The organism is Halobacillus sp. BBL2006, assembly GCF_000786645.1.
GTDB lineage: Bacteria > Bacillota > Bacilli > Bacillales > Halobacillaceae > Halobacillus.
The window spans coordinates 1-2,116 of the sequence record NZ_JRNX01000505.1 but is presented as its reverse complement, the minus strand read 5'-3'; the positions used below and the strand labels follow the sequence as shown (position 1 = coordinate 2,116).

Annotated in this window: 1 protein-coding gene and 1 pseudogene; both read left to right on the top strand. The window is 37.6% G+C overall.

The window, feature by feature from the left end; genetic code table 11:
• Positions 1-303: 303 nt before the first annotated feature.
• Positions 304-804 (top strand): annotated as a pseudogene (locus LD39_RS14820) (IS110-like element ISHaha5 family transposase); the annotation flags it as partial.
• 313 nt (positions 805-1,117) lie between these two features.
• Positions 1,118-1,948: an STAS domain-containing protein gene (locus tag LD39_RS14815; protein ID WP_035548765.1), complete on the top strand. Its 831-nt coding sequence runs from the start codon at positions 1,118-1,120 to the stop codon at positions 1,946-1,948.
• Positions 1,949-2,116: the final 168 nt, after the last annotated feature.

Genomic DNA, 2,116 nt, shown 5'->3' with positions numbered 1-2,116 from the left:
TATTTTTTTCTCTTTCTCATCAAGCTAAAAGCTCCTAAGATAATGACGATCACCGCAAAAATAAGGGCTTGCCAGCTATCATTCACTAGACCCTGATAGACGCCGTTGGCAATAAAGAGTGCGCATAATAGTAAAAAAATAATAAGAGATATCTTGTTCATCTATCATTCTCCTTTTCTGTTGTTGTTTTCTAATGGTCAGATCTTTTAAGTCTGCTGCAAAACTAGGGACTAAGCTGAATAAGTAACGCCTGGAATCTTCTGCGAAAAAGGGAAGTACAAAGAAAAATGAAAGGAAGTCCGAATAAATATGCTTCTTCAATACAAAGAGCATCTATCCAGATTGGACTCAGAGATAGATGCTCTCGCAAAAGAAGTTGAGGAATATAAGATAATCCAATCTATCCCTGGTATTGGAGAAAAAATCGCTGCCACGATTATTTCTGAGATTGGGGAGATAGACCGGTTTAATCACCCTAAAAAGCTAGTAGCATTCGCAGGAGTTGATCCAGAAGTACATGAATCAGGTAAGTTTAAGGCTACTTTAGTTCGGATTACAAAACGTGGTTCAAGTCGGCTACGTCATGCCCTATATATGGCCGTTAGATCTGGTATTCGTGATTGCCGCAAACAAAAAACAACAGCCGAAATTATCCCTAGAAACAAAAAATTAAGAGCGTTTTACGATAAGAAACGAAAGGAAGGCAAATTATATAAAGTAGCCGTCATTGCATGTGTAAATAAGCTCTTACATTGGATTTATGCTTTATTGAAAAACAAAACCACTTTCCAAGATATAGCGTAATTAATATTTCCATCTAAATAATACAAAACCTTCCAATCAAACATTCGAGGAAGGTTATTTGCCATGCGTATTTTTAGTATAACATGGGTTACCTTAAGTTTTTATTGAAAAATGTTGACAAACTATTAGCTGGTTTTGCTGAATACCGTTTATCGATCGTAGATTCATTTTCAGATAATTCTAAAGCCAAAACAATAATAAAGTTTACCCTAGCTAAAAAGAATAGAAGCGGATAAGGAGGGGAGGTTAATGTTTTACAAAAAACAATAGTCCATTTATTATATAAATATAATAAAAACGAGGAGACGCAGTTATGAGTATTTCATATACTTACATAAGTAAAAAAATCATCGAAAATAAAAATCAATTCACAAGGATTTTGAGTAAGGTCGAAAAAGATGAGGAATCAGCTTTTCTCAGTGAGAAGCTAAAAGAGAAGAGAATAGAGCTCTTTGATTACTTAGCCAATGATATTTTGGAAGAAGAAGGACTTGAAGAGATCATTAAGAGCTGGACAGCAGAAACTGGTGAAATAGGTTGGCAAGAAGGGGTTCCACTCCAACACCTCCTGTCTTCTATCAATGTAGTGAAAAGTGCCGTTTGGTACATATTCGAAGAAGAGAGGGATAACGATTTGTTCCCTTCTTCAACCGTACTTCACGTAATAAAGAAAATTTCACCTCTTTTTGACAGCATCACTTCAAAACTGAGTCAAATCTACATCGAGCATCATCAAAAGGACTGGGAAAAGGCTCAAGCCGTGTTGGTTGAATTATCGGTACCGGTTGTGCCGATTACTGAAGGTGTGGCTGTTTTACCCCTTATTGGAGAAATAGATTCCGAACGGTCCCAACTAGTGATGGAAACGTCTTTACGAAAAAGTACAGAATTGGATTTGACTCACTTGTTAATTGATGTTTCGGGGGTCCCTGTCATTGACACAGTCACTGCACATCATATCTACCAAATTGTTCACGCCCTCAAGTTGGTTGGTGTAAAGGCGACTTTGACCGGAATTCGTCCGGAGATTGCTCGTTCTGTCGTAAGAATGGGTGTGAAATTCACCCAAGTTTCAACCAAAGCCACCTTGCAGCAGGCTTTGAATGAAATCGGGTTATTGAAGGAGTGGAGTCCTGAAACATAAGGCATTAAGGGGGCTGGGACATAAGTAAAGCAGATTTATTATAAAACGAACATTGGAAACTTGTATAAAATCAACCAGATTCTTAGCGAAGTGTTTTGACGGAGCGGTCATTGCACTCTTTTTTTTGGCACACAAAAATCCCGAACTGATTTCAACGAATCGTTCGGA

Bases quoted from the DNA above. Each gene is read 5' to 3' on its own strand.
- LD39_RS14815 (WP_035548765.1), top strand. From the start codon at position 1,118: ATGAGTATTTCATATACTTACATAAGTAAAAAAATCATCGAAAATAAA.